Consider the following 22926-nt stretch of genomic DNA (forward strand, 5'->3'; position numbering starts at 1 on the left):
TGGCGTCATCATTAATTCACTCACCAATCACCTCTTCTTTTGCAAAGGAGGCGGGTTGAAGATCGCTCCAGTTGGCAAGCAACCAGCGGTTGCATTCATCGTTTGATGCGGGTTCACAAACCACCAGCCAGCCATCGGGCAAGACACAATGTTCCGGCCATAAGCTGAACTGTTGCTGCGCATTTTCAAGGATGAAAAAACGGCTCTGCAACGAGTCGAAAGGGTTACTGAATTCCATAGTTAACTCCGCTCTTTAAGGCGCTTTCCAAAGCCAGGCGAGACCGTCCAAAAGACCACCTCGCCAGCAAAGCGCATCGTGCCCACCATCAATCTGACGGTAGAAAACAGCTCGCTGTGTTTGTTGTAGTAAGGGGTAAATTCGTTGATTAACTTGATAAATAAGAGGTTCTCTGACACCTGCCTCAAGATAGATACGCAGCGCTTTTTCACACGCAAGCCCATCTTCCAGTTGCCGTATCAACTGCCCGCCTTGCTGGTTGTTTTCACGACGTGGCCACCAGTAAGAACCTGACTGGCTCAGCACACAGCCAAATTGTTCAGGCCAGTGAAGTGCGGCATAAAGCGAGGAAAGCCCGCCAAAGCTTTGCCCGGCGACTACTGTGGTTTCAGGGTTTTCATTCCAGCGGGTAACCGTACGCAGGTGCGGCAGTAATTCTTCCTGTACTGCCAGCCAAAACTGCGCATTACAGGGCAGTTCATCACTGCGTGTTGCGTTGTCGATGACATCAATCAACACATAAACGGCGGGAGGTAATACGCCAGCATCAGTTTGAGCCTGAAGTGCAGACCACACTGGCATCCCTTCAGCCCAGAATTGGCCGTCGAGCAAAATCGCCAACGGGCGCTGCTCTGGCTGGGCGTCACCGGTGGCAAAAATCCATACACTACGCTGGTTTTTCAGGCGCTCACTCAACCAGGAAATATGCTGAGGTGCGTGATACGGCGTGTCTGGTATATCCCAACCGGCCTGCATTGGCGCATCAGGAAGATGGAGTGCTGACATCGGATGCCCTCGCCCACCGAGCCAGCTTTCAGGATTTAGCGGATCGGCAATCGCAAGTGGCAACAGTTTTCGCCAGCCTTCGCGCAGCGCCATGCGCTCCGGCACGATGCCTTCAAAAGCCTCTGCCGGGAAATCATCTTCACTGTTTGTTGGGATGAGGCAATAACTGCCGCGCCATGTAGCAGTTAGCTGCGTTTGCCATTGCCAGACATCAGTTCCGGCAATGCGTTCGAGCGTTTGCGGACGCGAGCGTTGATGGTGATCTGTCACGCCCGTGATGTAAATCCAGACTCGCTTTATCGCTGAGGTTTGCTCGCAACCCTGGGGGTCACGCCACAAAAAAGTCACCTCACACAAACCGTCATTTTCACAGGTAACGGCGGGGATCCCTTGCGCCTTTTTTTCCTGCCACCAGCACTCACTTCCTGTCAGCAAATTCGTCACTCGAACATAACCTTATGAAATTATTGATAACGGACAATAATCTTGAAATATATTGATAATACTATTGATAATTATTTGCATTTGCAATAGCGTATTTCCGCGCTTTGGGCTACCAGCTTCCTGGTGCAAAAACAATTAATTGCCGGACTTGAACGCACGATTCCCTCATTTCAGGGCTGTTGCAGACAGTTTCGGTATCGCTTCGTAACATCCATGCTGCGCCCGATCCCTCTGGGAATGGAATGACACCGGGCCCAGCGGAAAAGCAGGCCGCCATAATGAATAAGAAAATTAACTATTCCCTCGCAATGCTAATCAATCTGGGAATATACGGTGTTGCAGCACCTGTCTTTGCGGCAGAGCAAGCGGCACCAGCAACGGCTCAGACCGCTGCTGCCAACAATGACGACACACAAAATCACGCTGAAGAAGACACTTTGGTTGTTACCGCCGCCGCGCAAAACTTGCAGGCACCAGGCGTTTCAACCATCACCGCTGAAGAGCTGAAAAAACGCCCACCAGCGCGTGATATTTCCGAAATCGTCCGCACTATGCCAGGCGTTAACCTGACCGGTAACTCCACCAGTGGCCAACGTGGCAACGGCCGCCAGATTGATATTCGCGGTATGGGCCCGGAAAACACCTTGATTCTTATCGATGGCAAACCGGTCACCAGCCGAAACTCGGTACGACTTGGCTGGCGTGGCGAACGTGATACACGTGGCGATGCAAGCTGGGTACCACCTGAAATGGTCGAGCGTATCGAAGTCATTCGTGGCCCGGCCGCAGCGCGTTACGGTAACGGTGCGGCAGGTGGTGTAGTCAATATCATCACCAAAAAAGGCACCGGTGAATGGCATGGCACCTGGAACACCTATCTCAATGCCCCTGAGCACAAAGACGAAGGCTCCACTAAGCGCACCAACTTCAGCCTGAACGGCCCACTGGGTGGGGATTTCAGCTTCCGTCTGTACGGCAACCTCGATAAAACGCAAGCCGATGCCTGGGACATCAACCAGGGCCATCAGTCTGAACGTACCGGTATTTATGCCGATACCCTGCCAGCCGGGCGTGAAGGGGTAATTAACAAAGATATCAACGGCGTCGTGCGTTGGGACTTCGCACCAATGCAATCTCTGGAACTGGAAGCGGGTTACAGCCGCCAGGGCAACCTGTATTCCGGCGATACCCAGAACACCAATACCAACCAAATCGTGAAAGATAACTATGGCAAAGAGACTAACCGCCTCTACCGCCAGAGCTACTCCATGACCTGGAATGGTGGTTGGGACAGCGGCCTGACGACCAGCAACTGGGTGCAGTACGAACACACCCGAAACTCACGTATGCGTGAAGGTCTGGCCGGTGGCACCGAAGGGATTTTCTCCAGTGATAAATTCAGCGATATCGATCTGAGCGATGTGCTATTGCACAGCGAAGTGAATATCCCGATTGATTTCGTGTTTAACCAAAACTTGACGCTGGGCACCGAATGGAACCAGCAAAAGATGAAAGATTTGTCGTCAAACGGTCAAACCTTTATGGGCGGCCCAATTCCTGGGTCGAACAGCACCAACCGTAGCCCATATTCTCAGGCAGAGATCTTCTCACTGTTTGCTGAAGACAATATGGAGCTGACCGACAGCACTATGTTGACTCCGGGTCTGCGCTTTGATCATCACAGCATCGTGGGTAATAACTGGAGCCCATCTCTGAACCTGTCTCAAGGTTTGGGTGATGACTTCACCCTGAAAATGGGTATTGCTCAGGCGTATAAAGCACCGAGCCTGTATCAAACCAACCCGAACTACATCCTCTACAGCAAAGGCCAGGGTTGCTATGCAAGCGGCACCGGCGTGGGCTGCTATATGATGGGTAACGAAGACCTTAAAGCTGAAACCAGCGTCAACAAAGAGATTGGTCTTGAGTTCAAACGTGACGGCTGGCTCGCTGGTGTCACCTGGTTCCGCAATGATTACAAAGACAAAATCGAAGCGGGTTACGCACCAATCGGCCAGACTTCTTCTGGTAAAACCAAAACCGATATTTACCAGTGGGAAAACATTCCTAAAGCTCTGGTAGAAGGGCTGGAAGGCACGTTAAACGTACCGGTTTCCAATACAGTGAACTGGACAAATAACATCACTTACATGCTGGAAAGTAAGAATAAAGAGACCGGCGAGCGCCTGTCCGTTATTCCGGAATATACGTTAAACTCCACCCTGAGCTGGCAAATTCGCCAGGACATCTCTGTGCAATCGACCTTTACGTGGTACGGCAAACAACAGCCGAAGAAGTACAACTACAAAGGTTTGCCTGCAACGGGAACAGAAACCAACGAAGTTAGCCCTTATAGCATTGTTGGCCTGAGTGGGACCTGGGATGCCACGAAGAATGTCAGCCTGACTACGGGTATCGACAATGTCTTCGATGAACGCCACTGGCGCGCAGGTAATGCCCAGACAACGGGTGGCAATGCCGGTTACATGTACGGTGCAGGTGCCGAAACATATAACGAGTCCGGACGTACTTACTACGTGAGTGTGAATACCCATTTCTGATAGACCTCCGCTTACGCCATGCAGTCCCTCTCCTTTTTGGAGAGGGACTGCGATAATGGTCCTCATCCCAACCTTCTCCCCAAGGTAGAAGGAGAAAACATCTGATGAATACTCAGCTCACCCATTTCAGCCTCTGTGACACGACGCAAACTATCGTGCGGGTGGATTTTGACGCTGTCACTTTTCAACCCGATGACCTGCTGTTACTCCCGCATCACAAGCGTCTTGAAAATGCTGTCAGGCAACGCAAAGCCGAGCATCTCGCTGGCCGGATTGCTGCCAGAGAAGCGCTGCGTCTTCATGGAATAAGCCATCATATTCCGGGCATTGGCCTGCACCGTGAACCTTGCTGGCCGCCAGGGTTTACCGGCAGCATGACTCACAGCGGCAATGTGGCGCTGGCAACAGTAATCGCTGACTCGGCGCAAATGCGTGTGGGAATTGGCATTGATTGTGCTGAAATTATTACGCCAGATGTCGCCGGGGAAATTTACCCTGGCATAATTGATAGCGCGGAAAGAGAAGTTTTGTGCTCGACCGCCCTCCCCTTTCATTACGCATTAACGCTGGCATTCTCTGCCAAAGAGAGTTTATTCAAAGCCTTGTTTCGCCACGTTGGGCGCTATTTTGATTTTTCAGCTGCATCCATAAGAAAAATAGATGACAAGCATCTTATTCTGACGCTCAATCATTCACTTGGGCCATTTAAAAAAGAAAGTAAATTCAAAGCGATATGGGAAAATCACGCTACGCAATTAATAACGCTAATACAGTTATAAACAGCATAAGATAAATCACTTGCGGCCTGGTAATAAGTGAATGTTATATTCGAAAGAACACAACACATCTACAACATCACTTATAACAAGGACTTCTTAATCTATGGAAAACTCGCTTTCTCTCGAATCATTCCTGACCTCTGTTCAACAACGTGACCCGCACCAGCCTGAATTTGCACAGGCAGTACGCGAAGTCATGACTACGCTCTGGCCGTTCCTGGAACAAAATCCGCAATACCGCCGTTTGGCACTTTTAGAGCGCCTTGTTGAACCAGAACGTGTGATTCAGTTCCGCGTCACCTGGGTTGATGACCAAAATCAGGTGCAGGTTAACCGCGCATGGCGCGTGCAATTTAGCTCGGCGATTGGGCCATTTAAAGGTGGGATGCGTTTCCACCCGTCAGTGAACCTCTCAATTCTGAAATTCCTCGGCTTTGAACAAACCTTCAAAAATGCGCTGACCACACTGCCAATGGGCGGCGGTAAAGGCGGTAGCGACTTTAACCCGAAAGGTAAAAGTGAAGGCGAGATCATGCGTTTTTGCCAGGCACTGATGACGGAACTGTATCGCCATCTCGGGCCGGATACCGATGTTCCAGCAGGCGATATTGGCGTTGGCGGACGTGAAGTTGGCTTTATGGCGGGGATGATGAAAAAACTCTCCAACAATACGGCCTGCGTGTTTACCGGCAAGGGATTGTCGTTCGGCGGCAGTCTTATTCGCCCGGAAGCGACCGGTTATGGCCTTATCTACTTCACCGATGCGATGCTCAAGCGTCATGGCCTGGGCTTTGAAGGAATGCGCGTTGCTGTTTCTGGTTCCGGTAACGTGGCGCAATACGCCATCGAAAAAGCATTATCACTGGGTGCACGCGTGGTTACTGCTTCTGACTCCAACGGTACTGTGGTTGATGAAGTTGGTTTCACTAGCGAAAAACTGGCGCGCCTGGCTGAAATTAAATCCAGCCGCGATGGGCGCGTGGCAGATTACGCCAAAGAGTTCGGTCTGAAGTACCTCGAAGGCCAGCAACCGTGGAGCGTGCCAGTTGATATCGCTCTACCGTGCGCGACACAGAATGAACTGGATAGCGAAGCTGCTCGTGTGCTGATTGCCAATGGCGTGAAGGCCGTAGCTGAAGGTGCGAATATGCCGACCACCATTGAAGCTACCAATCTGTTCCTGGACGCGGGCGTGCTGTTCGCACCAGGTAAAGCAGCAAATGCGGGCGGTGTGGCAACTTCAGGTCTGGAGATGGCGCAAAACGCCGCTCGTATGGGATGGAAGGCAGAAAAAGTTGATGTTCGCCTGCATCACATCATGCTGGATATTCACGAAGCCTGTGTGAATTACGGTGGCGAAGATAAGCAAACACATTATGTTCGCGGCGCGAATATTGCGGGCTTTGTTAAGGTAGCCGATGCGATGTTAGGCCAGGGCGTTTTATAATACCCGTCATTCTTCAAGTTGCAGGGGTGTTGGCTGCACTCGCTCACCCCAGTCACTTACTTTAGTAAGCTCCTGGGGATGAACTCTTTTGCCGCCTACCTGCAACTCGAATTATTTAGGGTATTATTTTTTTATTTAAAACTAAACCCCAGGAACCACCTTAATATCTTCCATCCCAATCCCAATCTTGCGCGGTTCGTGGCCAAGAATATTGCCTTCATTAGATAACTGCGGCTGCGGTGGAATAATCTCCAGCAAATTACTGCGCTCCGGGTTATCAAAATGCAACGTCGTGGTACTTAACTCTTCGCCAAGCGTAAGTGTTTGCTGCTGGCTCCCGACTTTGACCGGCACCGGCTGACCGATATTCGGGCCAAACGCTTTAGCTGAAATCACCAGGTCAAATTTCTCGGGCAGCGGCTCGGCATATTCAATTTTCACTTCCGGTGCCAAATTCGCATTCGACCAACGCCCCCACTCTTCAGGGCGAGAAATCCCCGCATACTCTTTCACATTAAGTGGCGCCCCCGGCACATTGAAAATAAAGCTATCTGCCTGATAGCGGATGGCGTTTTCATCCACTTTCAGCAGCGCAACGTTCTGTTTAAAACGTGCTTTATCGATGTCTTGTTTGGCAAATTCAACGGCATGTTGTTCCTGCTGCTGTTCAATTAAGCGCACTGACGGTTGGCCGCCAACTTGCCCCTGAGCAACACACAGCCCGGTCGAAAGTGCCAGTTTAGGTTCCCATAAACGCGCCATTTTGAAGCAGCGGTCGGCCCAAATAAATTTGTCATTTTCTTTAAAGTCAGCCAGTTGATAGCGTAACGGCGCGGAATACTCGCTTTCAGGCAACGGCTCTATTTTTTTATCCAGAATACGCAGCAATAAAGGCATTTTGAAATGCGCGCCTGAATAGCTAAAGGTATTTTTCTTCTGGTCAATTTCATACTGGGTAATCGTTTTCGGGAAGTTCCACAGATCGATTACGTCCGGTTTCCACTCCATCACCTTTTCTTTGACGTTAAGAAATACCGAAGCAATCGACTGCCCGGACAAACTACTGCGTCCAAGACCCAGGTAATTATCGCCGCCTAAAACATCTAATACCGTTGCGCCGTTATCCAGCGTGCTGCGTTTAACTGGCACCAGATCGGCCTGCGGTTTATCACCGCGAATAATAAAGAACAGGTTATTGCGGTCATGCTGGTTGAGGTATTTGTACGCGGTGTTATTCATTGCCAAATGGTCGGAACTTACGACAATGACAGTATTTTTAAAATATGGTGATGCTTTTATTTTCTCGATAAGTGCAGCGACATGCTCCTGGCTGCAAGCCACGGCGCTGAAGGATTGGTTTTCTTTGCCGTCAAAGTTGTAGCTACGGCGCTTACAGGTTTTCGAGATAAATCCGTCCGGGTGGTGCGTGTCGACGGTCAGCGTAAAAAGTGAGAAACGTTTATTTTTCTTCGACAGTTCAACATACTTTTCGTATACCTCGTCCAGCACAGTGTCGTCGTAGAAACCCCAGTTATTGCGGTATTCCGGGTCTGCGACCATACTTTTCAGCTCTTGCGCACCGTACATATGGTCGAAGCCATGGGACTGTAAAAAGATGTCTTTGCCTGCAAAGCGTAAGTCTGCGCCCTGCATAAAGTAGTTTTCATATCCCGAGGCTTTTAGAATATCACCAAGGCAGATATTTTTTGGGAAAAAACTCGACATTGAAGCCGATGAATTCCCCTCAAATGGGGCAAATAAAGGAATACCACATTGCGAGGCGACCATTCCGGCAATAGTGTAATCGGTGCCGGGTAATTGCACCGTATGGCTGAAATCTATTGCTTCATCTTTAAGCCCGGTTAATTCCGGCGCTAAATCAGGGAAGAACTCTGGCTGTAAATACGTACGTTCCAGACTTTCACCGTAAATATAAACCAGGTTTAATTTAGGATCTTTAATATTCCCCTGCGGGGCTTTGTAATAAACATCGAAATCTGAATCACCGGAACGGGTCTGTGATTTCACCAATTCTGTGACCTGGCGAAATGCCGGCGAGGCATCGACAGAACCCATCGCTAACGCAAGCGCCAACAGGCTGTAGCCAAAATGGTGAGGGTAGTTTTTACGGCGGCGTAAAATCCAGGTCAAACCGCTGAAAACGGCCACCAGCGCGACAAACACCCCGACACCCGGCAGGATATACTTCCCAATCCCCGCCCCAGTCAGACTGCTGGTAAGGGTGTAAAGCACCGCATCGTTGATGCCATCGCCAGTGAAGTAGTTACTGGCAACAAAGGTCACGTTCAGGACAATATACAGTCCTAAAATCAGAAGGATAGCGCTAAACCACCAGGCATTACGACCTGCTTTTACGGCGTAAACGGCAATAGCTGCGACAAACAACACAATTGAAAGCATTTCCGACAACGCCTGACCCTCGAAATAGATGCGCACAATGGCACAAAGCTGTGCTCAGAGATTACTGAGCGCTAAATCTAGCGTTGTTGTCACAGTCCTGCAATTTCCCTGACATGAAAATGTGCTCTATTTCGGAATTGTGCCCGCTGGGAATAAGGGTATTGCATTGATCGATAGTAAATAGCTATCAGAATCATCGTTAATACAACGGTTGAGTCGATTGACCAGTACTGCGTGCAAATGATTTAATCGCGCCGCTGTTATAATTTTTTAAAGTGGAATTGTAACGCGCAACATGAAGGCCACCCCGCAACGGGTGGCTTTTTTTATGTCTGCTATTTCGCTTGTAAGGTATTACTTATCAATTCGATACGGTCTACCCATTAGAGCCAAACGCGAATATTCGGTACCTTTCTCCCATCGCAAAACGGAGGAAGTACAGATGTCTTTAATTAATACAAAAATCAAACCATTCAAAAACAGCGCTTTTAAAAACGGTGAATTCATTGAAGTAACCGAGAAGGATGTAGAAGGCCGCTGGAGCGTTTTCTTCTTCTATCCAGCTGACTTTACTTTTGTATGCCCAACTGAACTGGGCGATGTTGCTGACCACTACGAAGAATTCCAGAAACTGGGCGTAGATATCTACTCTGTTTCCACTGACACCCATTTCACGCATAAAGCATGGCACAGCAGCTCTGACACCATCGCGAAAATCAAATATGCGATGATCGGCGACCCAACTGGCGCACTGACTCGTAACTTCGAAAACATGCGTGAAGATGAAGGCCTGGCGGATCGCGGTACCTTTATCGTTGACCCACAGGGCATCATTCAGGCTATCGAAGTGACTGCTGAAGGCATTGGCCGTGACGCCTCTGACCTGCTGCGTAAAGTGAAAGCGGCTCAATACGTTGCTTCTCACCCAGGTGAAGTTTGCCCGGCTAAATGGAAAGAAGGTGAAGCAACGCTTTCTCCATCTTTGGACCTCGTCGGTAAGATCTAAAAAATAATAAGACAATAAACACCTGCAATAACTAACTCAGCGGTGGGCAGCGCGCAAGCCTGCCCACCCTGGTTATTCTCGCCATCAGGGAGATTTACCCATGCTCGACAACAACATGAAAACCCAACTCAAGGCCTACCTTGAGCGCTTAACCAAACCTGTTGAGTTGATTGCCACGCTGGACGACAGTGCAAAATCGACCGAGATAAAGGAACTGTTGGCAGAAATTGCTGAGCTATCTGACAAAGTTTCTTTGAGTATTAATAACGATTTGCCGGTGCGCAAACCGTCATTTTTGATCACCAACCCAGGCTCCGATAAAGGCCCACGCTTTGCGGGTTCCCCACTCGGCCACGAATTTACTTCTCTGGTTTTGGCTTTGCTGCAAACCGGAGGACATCCGTCGAAAGAATCACAGGATTTGCTTGAGCAGATCCGTGAAATCGACGGCGATTTCCATTTTGAAACCTATTACTCGCTTTCGTGCCACAACTGCCCGGACGTGGTGCAGGCGCTGAACCTGATGGCGGTGCTGAACCCGCGCATCAGCCACACCGCGATTGACGGTGGCGTTTACCAGAATGAGATTCAGGATCGCAACGTAATGGGTGTTCCTGCGGTATTCCTGAATGGTAAAGAGTTCGGCCAGGGGCGAATGACACTGGCTGAAATCGTCAGCAAAATTGATACCGGCGCTGAAAAACGTGCGGCCGAAGCGCTGAACAAACGCGAAGCTTACGATGTGTTGATCGTCGGTAGCGGCCCGGCAGGTGCGGCGGCAGCAGTTTACTCCGCACGTAAAGGCATTCGCACCGGCCTGATGGGCGAGCGTTTTGGCGGCCAGGTTTTGGATACTGTGGATATCGAAAACTACATTTCCGTGCCGAAAACCGAAGGTCAGAAACTGGCTGGCGCACTGAAAGCTCACGTTGATGATTACGACGTGGATGTTATCGATACGCAAAGTGCCAGCAAGTTAATCCCGGCGAAGACTGAAGGCGGTCTGCATCAGATTCAAACTGCGTCTGGCGCGACACTTAGTGCACGCAGCATCATCATTGCAACAGGTGCAAAGTGGCGCAATATGAACGTGCCGGGCGAAGAACAGTACCGCACCAAAGGCGTGACTTATTGCCCGCACTGCGACGGCCCGCTGTTTAAAGGTAAACGCGTGGCGGTGATTGGCGGCGGCAACTCCGGGGTGGAAGCAGCGATTGATCTGGCGGGTATCGTTGAACACGTCACGCTGCTGGAGTTTGCCCCAGAAATGAAAGCCGATCAGGTATTGCAGAACAAAGTTCGCAGTCTTAAAAACGTCGACATCATTTTGAATGCTCAAACGCTGGAAGTGAAAGGCGACGGCACGAAAGTTACTGGTTTGCAGTATAAAGACCGCGTTACTGAAAGCGTGCATGAAATTGAGCTGGCAGGTATTTTCGTACAAATCGGCCTGTTGCCCAATACCAACTGGCTGGAAGGCAGCGTTGAGCGCAACCGCATGGGTGAAATCATTATTGATGCGAAGTGCGAAACTACCGTTAAAGGTGTGTTTGCTGCGGGTGACTGTACTACCGTGCCTTATAAACAAATTATTATTGCTACCGGTGAAGGTGCAAAAGCCTCGCTGAGCGCATTTGATTATTTGATTCGCACCCCTATCGATAATTAAAAATCATTGCTTACCTGCATATCAAAAAGCGGCTTCGGCCGCTTTTTTTCATTCTTTAAATGAATTAAATGCTTCACAACATTCATTAACTAAATGAAATAAATAACTTTTTCTATCTACCCCTCATTTTACATTAAGTGCCATTGACATATTTCAGCTCATTGCTCAAATATCCATAAAATAACCAATGTTTTATATTAAAAAGTTCAATGAGAATAATATGAACAAGAAATGGATTTTTGTGGTTTGTACGGCAAGTATCGTCGTTGGAGTTATGTTAACCGCACTCACCGGATGGGGTTTAAAAAAGACCTCAGAAACAGAATTTTGCCTCTCATGTCATACCATGCAAGCCCCCTACGAAGAGTATCAGGGGTCGGTTCATTTTATGAATCAAAAGGGTATTCGCGCCGAGTGTAAAGACTGCCATATTCCGGAAGGTGGGCTCGATTACCTCGTGACTAAGCTTCGCGCCAGCAAGGACGTTTATCACCAATTTATCACCAACAAAATTGATACCCCTGAGCAATACGAAGCCCATCGCCTTGAGTTGGCGCAAAGCGTATGGAGCCAGATGAAAAGCAACAACTCTGCCACCTGTCGTTCCTGCCACAGCATGGAAGCAATGGATCTGCAAAAACAGAGTAGCGATGCGCAAAAAATGCATGCTTTGGCGGTGAAAGAGAACCAAACCTGTATTGATTGCCACAAAGGTGTCGCCCACTTCCCGCCTGAAGTCACCGTTGATAGCAAAGCGTTGGATGCAATGATGGCTGAAGCCGTTAAAACCCCAGTCGATGCCCCAGAGCGCTTTGCCGTAACCCCAACGCCGTTGGGCACATTGGGCACTGTCTATCCAGCGACAAAAATGAAAGTTTTGCGCCAAATAGATGATGGGCAAGAAGTTGAGATTACCGGCAGCCAAATGCAGGGTGCAGAGCAGGTTCTCTACCTTGCAACAGGCCAAAGGCTGGTTATTGCCTCTCTTACCCCCGAAGGAATGCAAGCGCTTAAGCCACTGGGTGAATGGGAAAAAGACAGTTATGGCAATGTCTGGCGGGACGTTAGCCTGCAAGGTACGGTCACAGAGCACTCGTTGGCAAGCCGCGAACCTCTTTGGCGCTATGCAAAATCCCTCGACACCGCTTACTGCTCCGGTTGCCACGCACCTATAGCCGCAGATCACTACCCCCTCAACGCCTGGCCTTCTATTGCTAAAGGAATGGGGTCCCGCACAGATATCAGTGATGACGATCTGGACATTCTTACGCGTTGGTTCCAGTACCACGCTAAAGATGCTGCCCGGTAAGCCGTACGTCATAGCCATGTTCATTTAAGGAGAGAATGATGAAGTTAACACGACGTAGTTTTTTGAAAACGGCAGGCGGTACGGCTGGCGCCATGGTGGTGTCCTCAGCAATCCCGCTTCCTGCATGGGCTGAAACACCTGCAGGTACAATACTCACCGCTGCTCGCTGGGGAGCAATTGAAGTTGAAGTGAAAGATGGGAAGATAGTCTCTTCGAAAGGCGTTCTGGCTAAAACCATCGAGAACTCACTACAGAGCAGCGCACCTGATCAGGCTCATACAGCCTGTAGAATTAAGTACCCTATGGTACGTAAAAGTTATCTCGCAGCACCTGGAACAGCAGATGGAAAACGCGGTAAAGATGAGTTTGTCCGCGTTTCCTGGGATGACGCGCTAAAGCTCATTCACGAACAGCATGCTCGTATTCGTACCACTCATGGCCCGGCATCTATCTTTGCGGGCTCTTATGGCTGGCGCTCCAGCGGAGTGCTGCATAAAGCACAAACATTATTACAACGTTATATGAGTATGGCTGGCGGTTATGTTGGTCACACTGGGGATTATTCCACAGGTGCTGCACAAGTGATTCTGCCGCACGTTGTCGGTTCCGTTGAGGTTTACGAACAGCAAACCGTCTGGCCCATGATCCTTAAAAATAGCCAGGTCGTTGTTCTGTGGGGAATGAACCCGCTAAATACGCTGAAAATCGCCTGGAGCAGTACCGATGAACAAGGCCTGGAATATTTCAATCAGTTGAAAGCTTCTGGCAAAACGGTGATTGCCATCGATCCTATGCGTTCAGAAACCATCGGTTTCTTTGGTGATAAAGTTCAGTGGATTGCTCCCAACATAGGTACTGACGTTGCACTGATGATGGGGATCGCCCATACGCTGGTTGAAGCAAACCTGCACGATAAGGCCTTTATTGAGAAATACACCACCGGATACGCGGAATTTGAGTCCTATCTTCTTGGTGTTGCTGACAAAACACCTAAAAACGCCGCCTGGGCTGAAAAAATTTGCGGGGTTCCTGCTAAACAAATCACGCTGCTGGCCGAGATATTCGCCAAAAATAAAACCATGCTTATGGCTGGATGGGGTATCCAGCGTCAGCAGTATGGCGAACAGCGCCACTGGATGCTGGTGACGCTCGCAGCAATGCTTGGGCAAATTGGCAGTGATGGTGGTGGTTTCGGCTTCTCCTATCACTATTCAAATGGTGGTAACCCAACGCGTAGTGGCGGCGTATTAACGGCAATTTCTGCAACCGTTGCAGGCAATTCTTCCGCCGGTAATGACTGGGCTACATCCGATGCTGTCACTAATATTCCAGTGGCTCGTATTGTCGAAGCACTGGAGAACCCAGGCGTTAAATACCAACACAACGGTAAGGAACAAACCTTCCCTGATATCAAAATGATCTGGTGGGCAGGCGGCGGTAACTTCACCCATCACCAGGACACTAACAGGCTCATTGCTGCCTGGCAGAAGCCAGAGCTGGTGGTGATTTCTGAATGCTACTGGACAGCTGCAGCAAAACACGCAGATATCGTGCTACCGATAACGACCTCCTTTGAACGCAACGATCTGACCATGACCGGCGACTATAGCAACCAGCACCTGGTGCCGATGAAGCAGGCCATAGCACCACAATTTGAAGCGCGTAATGACTTTGACGTATTTGCCGATCTGGCAGAACTACTCAAAGCTGGAGGAAAAGCTGTTTACACCGAAGGGAAAGATGAAATGGCCTGGCTGCGCGAGTTCTACGATGCCGCGCAGAAAGGAGCCCGGGCACAACGCGTCAATATGCCGCAGTTCTCTGCTTTCTGGCAGGCAAACAAGCTTATCGAAATGCGTAAAAACCCGAAAAATGAAACCTTCGTACGCTATGCGGATTTCCGCAAAGACCCGGTGATGAACCCACTAGGTACACCGAGCGGAAAAATAGAGATCCACTCAAAAACTATCGAAGAATTTGGCTATAAAGATTGCCCGGCACACCCGACCTGGCTTGAACCAGATGAATGGGCAGGCAACGCTCAACCGGGCCAGCTGCAACTTTTAACCGCGCATCCGGCTCACCGTCTGCATAGCCAGCTTAATTATGCCGAACTGCGTAAAAAGTATGCCGTGGCGAACCGTGAACCCATCTATATCCATTCTGATGATGCAGCAAAATGCGGTGTTAAAAACGGGGATACGGTTCGCGTGTGGAACGATCGTGGTCAGGTTTTAGCGGGAGTTGTGGTTACTGATGGGATCAAACCCGGAGTGGTTTGCATTCACGAAGGCGCCTGGCCGGATCTTGATCCAGCAACCGGTATTTGCAAGAACGGCAGCGCTAACGTGCTGACCAAAGATATTCCAACATCACGCCTGGCAAATGGCTGCTCTGCAAATACGTCATTGGTGAAACTAGAGAAGTATTCAGGAGCGGAGTTAACACTTAGTGCATTTACGCCTCCTGTCGGAGCGTAACATAAAACAATAAACCCCTTCGGTAATAACCTTAGGGGTTTATTTTCACTAATTTATCCTTGCGACCCAGTCTTACTAATACTCCTTCGGTAAATGCCGAATCGCTACCAGTTTCCCACGCTTAATCTCAATGTAATCACCACGACGTAATTCCCCAAGAATCGCCATAATCGTGCTGCGCGCCAGTTGCGTACGTTCCTGAATAAAATCTGCTGCATTAATGTCACGGCGTACCTCAGCAGGTTGCAAATCCAGTTCAAGCAATTTATTGCGAATCATCACATACGCCGTAACGCCTACCAGATGCTCATCACGTAAAGAGTACATCTGTAAAAACCAGGCAAGAATGCCAGAAACTGACTCCCACAATTGCAGTCGGGTAAAGAGTTCAAATGCTTGCTCAGCCGGGATAACTCGCGCTTCACAGGGCTCTTCTACTTTCAAAAACCAGCCGCCACGAGGCCGCAAACATTCAGCAATGCCATAAATCATCTCACCTCTCACCGATGACAGGACTAAGCCATCAATTGCACGAACAGCTGTAAAATGCCCTTCATTGAATAGATACAGGTATTTTTCGTGCTGCAAAACTGCGTGCACTTCATCATTAGGCTGAAATGAACGTACCGTCCCAAGCGTGGAAAGCGCTTCCTTGAGAGCATATATCTCAGCTACAGGCCTGTGTGGATAAAGAGAGGACAGCCCTGATTCACTGTTTTGATCATTTACGGTGGTCATGAGTTAACCTTTTTATATTCCTCGCACCACAATCATAGCTGATAAAAAAAGCGGCTTGCGCCGCTTTCTATATAACAAACTGAATAAGTTCTACTTTCTACGCCAGGTCGTGCCTTGTGGGCCATCTTCCAGCACGATACCCATCTCATTCAGACGGTCACGCGCCTGGTCCGCCAGCGCCCAGTCTTTTGATTGACGCGCGTCGTTACGCTGTTTGATTAGCGCTTCGATTTCGGCAACTTCACTGTCGTCAGACTGCGCACCACCTTGCAGGAAGGATTCTGGATCTTGCTCAAGCAGACCTAACACCGCAGAAAGTTGACGCAGTGCGGCAGCCAGGCCATTTGCCGCTGCTAAGTCTTCGGTTTTTAGGCGGTTTACTTCACGCGCCATATCGAACAACACGGAATAGGCTTCCGGCGTATTGAAATCATCGTCCATCGCTTCACGGAAACGCGCTTCAAATGCTTCGCCGCCCGCAGGCTGAACGCTGGAATCGGTGCCGCGCAGCGCGGTGTACAAACGCTCAAGCGAAGTACGCGCCTGTTTCAGGTTCTCTTCGCTGTAGTTCAGCTGGCTGCGATAGTGACCGGACATCAGGAAATAGCGAATAGTTTCAGCATCGTAATATTTCAGCACGTCACGCACAGTGAAGAAGTTGCCCAGTGATTTGGACATTTTCTCACGGTCAACCATCACCATGCCGGAGTGCATCCAGGTGTTAACGTACTCGCCGCCGTGCGCACAGGTTGACTGGGCGATTTCGTTTTCGTGGTGCGGGAACATCAAGTCCGAACCGCCACCATGAATATCAAAATGGTTACCGAGCTGTTTGCAGTTCATCGCCGAACATTCGATGTGCCAGCCTGGACGGCCCTCGCCCCAAGGGGATGACCAGCTTGGTTCGCCCGGCTTGGACATTTTCCACAGCACGAAATCCATTGGGTTACGTTTGACGTTCGCTTCGACTTCAACACGCGCACCGGCTTGCAGCTGTTCCAGATCCTGACGGGAAAGTTTGCCGTAATCGACATCGCTTTCTACCGAGAACATCACATCGCCATTGCTGGCAACATAGGCGTGATTGCGCTCAATAAGCTGTTCAACAATTTCGATGATGTCCGGGATATGTTTGGTAGCGCGCGGCTCACTGTCCGGGCGCAAAATATTCAGCGCGTCGAAATCGGTATGCATTTCAGCAACCATGCGATCAACCAGTGCCACAAAATCTTCGCCGTTTTCATTGGCGCGTTTGATAATTTTGTCGTCGATATCAGTAATGTTGCGAACGTATTTCAGCTTATAGCCGAGAAAACGCAGGTAACGCGCAACCACATCAAAGGCAACAAAAGTACGGCCATGTCCGATATGACACAAATCGTAAACGGTGATACCACACACGTACATGCCAACCTCTCCGGCATGAATAGGTTTGAATTCCTCTTTTTGGCGACTCATTGTATTGAAGATTTTTAACATCAGGGGATTCCATGTAAGTGTGTCGAAACGGTGCAATTGGCTATATTAAACCATAATTTTACCTGGAGGCAGCACGCTTTGCGAGGTTATCGCATGCTGACGGGCAGGACGCAGTTATGATATAACAACCACCTTGTGTGGCGGCACCGTTTGCCGGAACACTGTCTGACTAATATAGGATGCACAGCATGGTTACTTTTCATACTAATCACGGCGATATCGTAATCAAAACTTTTGATGATAAAGCGCCGATTACTGTCAAAAACTTCCTCGAGTACTGCCGCGAAGGTTTCTACGCCAACACCATTTTCCACCGTGTGATCAATGGCTTTATGATCCAGGGCGGCGGTTTTGAACCGGGTATGAAGCAAAAAGACACCAAAGACACCATCCAGAACGAAGCGAATAACGGCCTGAAAAACACCAAAGGTACGCTGGCAATGGCACGTACCAATGCGCCACATTCTGCAAGTTCCCAGTTCTTTATTAACGTGGCTGACAACGATTTCCTGAACTTCAGCAGCGAAAGCATGCAAGGTTGGGGTTACTGCGTATTTGCTGAAGTTGTAGAAGGCATGGACGTTGTTGAGAAAATCAAAGGCGTGTCCACTGGCCGCAGCGGTATGCACCAGGACGTTCCTAAAGAAGACGTGGTTATCACAAGCGTAACCGTCAGCGAATAACTCGCCCATGGCGACGCTGTTTATCGCAGATTTACATCTGTGTTCAGAAGAACCGGCGATTACCGCCGGTTTTCTGCGTTTTCTGGCGGGCACCGCTCGGGAAGCTGATGCGCTCTATATTCTTGGCGATCTGTTTGAAGCCTGGATTGGCGACGATGACCCCGAACCGCTGCACCGCCAAATCGCTTTAGCCATTAAAGACCTGGTGTATTCTGGTGTTCCCTGCTTCTTTATTCACGGCAACCGCGATTTCTTACTCGGTAAACGTTTTGCCCGCTTAAGCGGCATGACGCTTCTGCCAGAAGAAAAGATGCTCGACCTGTATGGCCGCAAAATGCTGATCCTGCACGGCGACACGCTGTGTACAGACGACCACGGTTATCAAGCCTTCCGCAAGAAAGTTCACCAGCCCTGGCTGCAATGTTTGTTCCTCACCCTGCCGCTGTTTATCCGCAAGCGTGTGGCCGCGAAAATGCGCGCCAACAGCAAAGCCTCAAACAGCAGTAAATCGATGGCGATTATGGATGTGAATCAGCATGCGGTTATTGATGCGCTCACCCGCCATCAGGTGCAATGGATGATCCACGGTCATACCCATCGCCCAGAAATTCATCCTATTTCAGCCAACGGCAAACCCGCGTTTCGCTGCGTGCTCGGTGCATGGCATAGCGAAGGGTCGATGATCAAAGTCACTGCCGAAGACGTCGAACTCATCTCCTTCTCTTTTTAAACAAAATCACGCCTTTTTGCTGCCTTGTTGACCACGCAACCGTTTTCCTTGCTCTATGTTCATGCTATTCTCTGAGCCCTTCTGACCGACCGAGCCACGTTCGGTGATGTTTGCATACCCACAGGAGTTTTGAGACGCATGTCCTCCAACCAGACCCCGGCGCGTATCGCCATTGTCATGGGTTCCAAAAGTGACTGGGCTACCATGCAGTTTGCCGCAGAAATCCTCACCGCCCTTGATGTCCCGCACCATGTCGAAGTGGTTTCCGCACACCGCACTCCCGATAAACTTTTCAGCTTTGCTGAACAGGCAAGCGACAACGGTTTGCAGGTGATTATTGCCGGTGCAGGCGGAGCGGCGCATTTACCGGGCATGATTGCAGCAAAAACCCTGGTTCCCGTGTTGGGCGTACCTGTTCAGAGCGCGGCGTTAAGCGGCGTAGACAGTCTCTATTCTATTGTGCAAATGCCACGCGGTATTCCGGTTGGCACGCTGGCAATCGGCAAAGCCGGTGCGGCGAACGCGGCCCTGCTGGCGGCGCAAATCCTCGCGATCCACGATAAAGCGTTGCATCAGCGCCTTGAAGCGTGGCGTCAAAGCCAGACCGACGAAGTGCTGGAAAACCCGGACCCACGGGGTGAAGCATGAAACGCGTCTGCGTGTTGGGTAACGGCCAGTTAGGCAGAATGCTGCGCCAGGCAGGCGAACCGCTGGGCATCGCGGTTTACCCGGTTGGCCTGGATGCCGAACCTGAAGCCGTGCCATTTGCGCAAAGCGTCATCACCGCAGAAATTGAACGCTGGCCAGAAACCGCCCTCACCCGTGAACTGGCGCGTCATAACGCGTTTGTGAACCGCGATGTGTTCCCGATTATCGCCGACCGTCTGACGCAAAAGCAGCTATTCGATAAGCTCGAACTAGCGACCGCGCCATGGCAGTTACTTTCTAGCCGCGATGAATGGACGGGTGTTTTCCAGAATCTTGGCGAGCTGGCGATTGTGAAGCGCCGCACAGGTGGTTATGACGGGCGTGGGCAGTGGCGTTTACGCAGCCATGAAACCTCTCAGTTGCCGGACGATTGCTACGGCGAATGCATCGTTGAGCAAGGTATTAACTTCTCGGGCGAAGTCTCTTTAGTTGGCGCGCGTGGCCACGATGGCACAACTGTGTTTTATCCGTTAACGCACAACCTCCATCAGGACGGTATTCTGCGCACTAGCGTGGTTTTCCCACAGGCTGATATTGAACAACAACAGCAAGCTGAAACGATGCTTTCTGCCATCATGCACGAGCTGAAATATGTCGGTGTCATGGCGATGGAGTGCTTTATCACGCCAGCTGGACTGCTTATCAACGAGCTGGCCCCACGCGTACACAACAGCGGGCACTGGACGCAAAACGGCGCATCGATTAGCCAGTTTGAATTGCATCTACGCGCCATTGTTGACCTGCCGCTGCCGCAACCGGTGGTGAACGCCCCGTCAGTCATGATTAATCTTATCGGCACCGATGTGAATTACGACTGGTTGAAGCTGCCGCTGGTTCATCTGCACTGGTACGATAAAGAGGTGCGCGAAGGCCGCAAAGTGGGCCATCTCAACCTCAACGACAGCGATACCGGCAGACTGTGCGCCTCTCTCGAAGCGATGGTGCCGCTGTTGCCAGCGGAATACGCCAGCGGAATTGCCTGGGCGCAAAGCAAGTTCTAATCTTTCAGCGGGTGGCGATTTGTTCCCCCGCTCTTTCACTCAAGTCTCCCCAACCTTTCTTTTCCAGACGCGAAGGCGCACAATCCACGGCGTTTCGGCCTCACTCGCTCTAAGGTTTTTCTATGCAAAACGCTCGTCCTGATACTCAAAATTACGAACATCTGCTGCGCAGCGGTATTCCGCTAATCGACGTGCGCGCTCCGGTTGAATTCAGCCAGGGGGCAATGCCTGCCGCGCTAAATTTCCCGCTGATGACAGATGACGAGCGTGCTGCAGTGGGCACTTGCTATAAACAGCGCGGGCAGCAGGCAGCGGTTGAGCTGGGCCATCGTCTCGTACACGGCGAAATCCGTGAAGCCCGTTTGCAAAAATGGCTGGAAGCGTGTCGACAAAATCCGCAGGGGTATTTGTGTTGCGCGCGTGGCGGCATGCGTTCGCATCTGGTTCAGGAGTGGTTACGCGAAGCAGGCGTTGACTATCCGCTGGTTGAAGGCGGTTATAAAGCGCTGCGCCATTACGCCATGGACGTGATAGAAGCTCGCTCGCAATGGCCAATGGTGCTCGTCAGCGGAAATACCGGCGGTGGTAAAACGATCCTGATTCGCTCGCTGCCCACCGGCGTCGATCTTGAAGGGCTGGCGCACCATCGCGGTTCCTCATTTGGCCGCACGATTGTGGAACAACCCTCGCAAACTAACTTTGAAAATAACCTCGCGGTCACGCTACTTCAAAAAAGCGACAATGCAGAAGTGACATGGGTGGTGGAAGATGAAGGCCGCATGATTGGCTCACGTCATATCCCGGAATGCTTCAGAGAGCAGATGCTGCGCTCGCCGATTGTGGTGATTGAAGACCCGTTTGAGCAGCGTCTGGAGCGTTTGAAATTCGAATATTTCGAGCAGATGAGCGCGGCGTTTTTGTCGGTACACGACGAAGAGACAGCCTGGCAAAACTACGGTGAATATTTGCATCACGGCCTGTTCGCTATTCGCCGTCGTTTGGGCATGGAGCGTTTTGCGCAATTTAGCAAATATCTGGATGAGGCGTTAGAACTGCAACGTAAAACCGGTTCGGTTGATGGACATCTGGCGTGGCTTGCGCCACTACTTGAAGAGTATTACGACCCGATGTATCGCTATCAGCTCAGTAAGAAAGCGGGAAATATCGTGTTTCGTGGCGACTACAGCCAGGTTGAAGAGTGGCTGCGTAAGCGTACGGGCGAATAGCGCAAGCGCTATCCGCCACAACACGATTAGAAGTCGTAACGCAGACGAACCAGGTTCATATCACCCAGGTTGTCAGTGCTGGACGTAAAGACGTGTTCATAATCAACACGGAAACCGTAATCCAGTTGGAAGCTAACACCCACGCCATTATCGATGCGCTGGTAATCGCGACCGTTAATGTAGTCAATGCGGTCGCCCATGAAGTATGGCTGTACACTTTGAACGGCAAACTGATCCACCGGAATGGTGTAGCCAGCAAAGTATTCCACGCCCCACGCATCACCAGCGAAGTAATCGTTCACATCTACTTTTTTAGTGGTCATGAAGTTCTGATACCAACCGCCACCAATGCTGAACGTCCAGTTGTCAGGTTTCCAGCTCAGTGCTGTACCGAGGATATTCTGGTCGTAATTTTTACTTTCGCTAGTGCCCGGATCGCGCATTTCTGCACGCGTGTAGTTCCACGCTGTACCCCAGGTCAGATCTTTGGTCAGATGATAATCCACACCCAGTGAACCGCCGCCTTTACGTTTGTAACGCAGGCCGTTACCCGGCAAATATTCGTCATCGTTGAACAGATAAGAGACATACACATCGGCATCACCGAAAGTATTCTTATATTTCAGCATGGCGCGTGAACGATAAGTACCATCATAGTTGCCATTAATACCATTAGCCGATGCCTGGCCGATCATGTCGTAATCCCAGATATCGGTTTTCGCGCCAACAACATCGTAATAGACGCTATTTTGCTTACCGTAGGTTAGCTGACCCCAGGTCTTACTTTTAAAACCGGTATAAAGCATACGACGGTCAGTATCATTTGCCCCTTCTGCATAATGATTATCCCAGTCAAATACAGCCGGAATGTTAACCCCAAGTTCGTAATAGGTTATCCAGCTAATATCATCGAAGAGATAATAATCAGCGGTAAAGCGAAAACGAGTGCCGCCATCAAAGCCATTATTCTTATAAGAGCCTTTGTCGCTATCGCCGGTCATCATATTGAATTGCGGACGAATACTACCGCCAACGGTAAAGTTAAGGCGGCTAAGTGGATCACCCGCCTCAGGCGATTGTTTTAACACTGTAATTTCTGCATTAGCAGCAAATGAAGCCATGCCCAATAGCAGACCTGCTCCCACTAATTGTGGAAGAACACGCAATTTTGTTTTCATCAAAAAAACCTGATTACCATACTTATTATTAGAGCTAAAAATA

At 50.1% G+C, this 22926-nt stretch carries 18 protein-coding genes; 12 read left to right on the plus strand and 6 right to left on the minus strand.

What is annotated here, in order from left to right:
• Positions 1 to 16: 16 nt before the first annotated feature.
• Positions 17 to 238 carry an MbtH family protein gene (locus LVQ77_RS07750; RefSeq protein WP_232904120.1) on the minus strand — a complete coding sequence of 74 codons (222 nt, stop codon included), beginning with the start codon at positions 236 to 238 and terminating at the stop codon, positions 17 to 19.
• 15 nt (positions 239 to 253) lie between these two features.
• The gene (gene fes, locus LVQ77_RS07755) at positions 254 to 1468 is read right to left on the minus strand and encodes an enterochelin esterase (protein ID WP_232904121.1); all 1215 of its coding nucleotides are present in this window, start codon (positions 1466 to 1468) and stop codon (positions 254 to 256) included.
• Between the two features lie 278 nt (positions 1469 to 1746).
• On the opposite strand from fes, the gene LVQ77_RS07760 reads away from it, so the two are divergent.
• The 3 genes from LVQ77_RS07760 to gdhA all read left to right on the plus strand — a co-directional run bounded on the left by LVQ77_RS07760 (position 1747) and on the right by gdhA (position 6255).
• Positions 1747 to 4029 (plus strand): TonB-dependent siderophore receptor, encoded by a 2283-nt coding sequence (locus tag LVQ77_RS07760; protein ID WP_232904122.1) that lies wholly within the window; start codon positions 1747 to 1749, stop codon positions 4027 to 4029.
• A 104-nt stretch (positions 4030 to 4133) separates the two neighbouring features.
• Positions 4134 to 4808: an enterobactin synthase subunit EntD gene (entD, locus tag LVQ77_RS07765; protein WP_232904123.1), complete on the plus strand. Its 675-nt coding sequence runs from the start codon at positions 4134 to 4136 to the stop codon at positions 4806 to 4808.
• Between the two features lie 103 nt (positions 4809 to 4911).
• Entirely contained in the window at positions 4912 to 6255 is a 1344-nt protein-coding gene (gdhA, locus tag LVQ77_RS07770; protein WP_232904124.1) for an NADP-specific glutamate dehydrogenase, read from the plus strand.
• 141 nt (positions 6256 to 6396) lie between these two features.
• Here gdhA and opgB read toward each other — a convergent pair whose 3' ends face one another.
• The gene (opgB, locus tag LVQ77_RS07775) at positions 6397 to 8676 is read right to left on the minus strand and encodes a phosphatidylglycerol--membrane-oligosaccharide glycerophosphotransferase (RefSeq protein WP_232904125.1); all 2280 of its coding nucleotides are present in this window, start codon (positions 8674 to 8676) and stop codon (positions 6397 to 6399) included.
• Positions 8677 to 9118: 442 nt separating this feature from the next.
• Between opgB and ahpC the strand changes: the two genes are divergently transcribed.
• The 4 genes from ahpC (at position 9119) to LVQ77_RS07795 (ending at position 15140) form a co-directional block, all read left to right on the plus strand.
• Positions 9119 to 9682 carry an alkyl hydroperoxide reductase subunit C gene (ahpC, locus tag LVQ77_RS07780; RefSeq protein WP_151994812.1) on the plus strand — a complete coding sequence of 188 codons (564 nt, stop codon included), beginning with the start codon at positions 9119 to 9121 and terminating at the stop codon, positions 9680 to 9682.
• 100 nt (positions 9683 to 9782) lie between these two features.
• Complete coding sequence (ahpF, locus tag LVQ77_RS07785) at positions 9783 to 11351, plus strand: alkyl hydroperoxide reductase subunit F (protein ID WP_232904126.1); 1569 nt, start codon at positions 9783 to 9785, stop codon at positions 11349 to 11351.
• A 220-nt stretch (positions 11352 to 11571) separates the two neighbouring features.
• Positions 11572 to 12660 carry a NapC/NirT family cytochrome c gene (locus tag LVQ77_RS07790; RefSeq protein ID WP_255666842.1) on the plus strand — a complete coding sequence of 363 codons (1089 nt, stop codon included), beginning with the start codon at positions 11572 to 11574 and terminating at the stop codon, positions 12658 to 12660.
• A gap of 38 nt (positions 12661 to 12698) precedes the next feature.
• On the plus strand, positions 12699 to 15140 hold the full coding sequence (locus LVQ77_RS07795) for a trimethylamine-N-oxide reductase 2 (RefSeq protein WP_232904127.1): 2442 nt from the start codon (positions 12699 to 12701) through the stop codon (positions 15138 to 15140).
• A gap of 75 nt (positions 15141 to 15215) precedes the next feature.
• Here the strand turns inward: LVQ77_RS07795 and LVQ77_RS07800 are convergent, their stop codons facing one another.
• Both LVQ77_RS07800 and cysS read right to left on the minus strand, forming a co-directional pair.
• The gene (locus LVQ77_RS07800; protein WP_232904128.1) at positions 15216 to 15878 is read right to left on the minus strand and encodes a helix-turn-helix domain-containing protein; all 663 of its coding nucleotides are present in this window, start codon (positions 15876 to 15878) and stop codon (positions 15216 to 15218) included.
• Between the two features lie 90 nt (positions 15879 to 15968).
• Positions 15969 to 17357, minus strand: a complete 1389-nt coding sequence (gene cysS, locus LVQ77_RS07805) for a cysteine--tRNA ligase (RefSeq protein ID WP_232864168.1) — start codon at positions 17355 to 17357, stop codon at positions 15969 to 15971.
• A gap of 188 nt (positions 17358 to 17545) precedes the next feature.
• Here cysS and ppiB point away from each other — a divergent pair, with 188 nt between their 5' ends.
• The 5 genes from ppiB (at position 17546) to mnmH (ending at position 21705) form a co-directional block, all read left to right on the plus strand.
• Positions 17546 to 18040 (plus strand): peptidylprolyl isomerase B, encoded by a 495-nt coding sequence (ppiB, locus tag LVQ77_RS07810; RefSeq protein ID WP_232864167.1) that lies wholly within the window; start codon positions 17546 to 17548, stop codon positions 18038 to 18040.
• 7 nt (positions 18041 to 18047) lie between these two features.
• Positions 18048 to 18770, plus strand: coding sequence for a UDP-2,3-diacylglucosamine diphosphatase (gene lpxH / locus LVQ77_RS07815; RefSeq protein ID WP_232904129.1), 723 nt, complete (start codon positions 18048 to 18050; stop codon positions 18768 to 18770).
• Between the two features lie 138 nt (positions 18771 to 18908).
• Positions 18909 to 19418 carry a 5-(carboxyamino)imidazole ribonucleotide mutase gene (purE, locus tag LVQ77_RS07820; RefSeq protein WP_120063936.1) on the plus strand — a complete coding sequence of 170 codons (510 nt, stop codon included), beginning with the start codon at positions 18909 to 18911 and terminating at the stop codon, positions 19416 to 19418.
• A complete protein-coding gene (gene purK, locus LVQ77_RS07825) occupies positions 19415 to 20479 on the plus strand; it encodes a 5-(carboxyamino)imidazole ribonucleotide synthase (protein ID WP_232904130.1) in 1065 nt (354 codons plus the stop codon). The genes purE and purK overlap by 4 nt, the downstream gene beginning before the upstream one ends.
• Before the next feature lie 122 nt (positions 20480 to 20601).
• Positions 20602 to 21705, plus strand: coding sequence for a tRNA 2-selenouridine(34) synthase MnmH (gene mnmH, locus LVQ77_RS07830; protein ID WP_232904131.1), 1104 nt, complete (start codon positions 20602 to 20604; stop codon positions 21703 to 21705).
• A 26-nt stretch (positions 21706 to 21731) separates the two neighbouring features.
• Here mnmH and LVQ77_RS07835 read toward each other — a convergent pair whose 3' ends face one another.
• Positions 21732 to 22883: a porin gene (locus tag LVQ77_RS07835; RefSeq protein WP_370644995.1), complete on the minus strand. Its 1152-nt coding sequence runs from the start codon at positions 22881 to 22883 to the stop codon at positions 21732 to 21734.
• Between the last annotated feature and the right edge of the window lie 43 nt (positions 22884 to 22926).

The organism is Buttiauxella cochleicola (genome assembly GCF_021282435.1).
GTDB lineage: Bacteria > Pseudomonadota > Gammaproteobacteria > Enterobacterales > Enterobacteriaceae > Buttiauxella > Buttiauxella massiliensis.